General features: G+C 65.2%; 1 protein-coding gene. It reads right to left on the reverse strand.

Features of this window, described 5'->3' with window-relative positions; genetic code table 11:
- Nucleotides 1-118: 118 nt before the first annotated feature.
- On the reverse strand, nucleotides 119-302 hold a 184-nt coding region (locus P0G09_RS18630), incomplete at its 5' end, for a hypothetical protein (protein WP_275253415.1).

The following is a 302-nucleotide window of genomic DNA, read 5'->3' on the forward strand; positions in this document are numbered from 1 at the left end:
CACCGCAAACCCGGCACGGGCCAGCGCCCGGCCTGCCGCCGCCAGCCGCGCGTCCGTTCCGATCACCGCCAATCGTCTTTGTCCATCCATTCCCGGCCCCTCCTCCCCATGGTCTGCGTCATCCTATGCCCATGGAGCGCCGGGTGTGAAAAAGCCGCCGCTCTCCGTCAGGAAAGCAGCGGCGATCTGTTTTTTTCGATATCGGCTTTTCGGTCAGAGCGGCGGCAGAGATTGCCTCCGGCTCCTCCATGTTTCGCGTCCGCTCCACGGCCTCACGCATCCGCGGCAACTGGACGGCTTCA

Origin of the sequence: Faecalibacterium sp. DFI.5.82, assembly GCF_029076575.1 — a bacterium.
Classification (GTDB): Bacteria; Bacillota; Clostridia; order Oscillospirales; family Ruminococcaceae; genus Faecalibacterium; species Faecalibacterium duncaniae.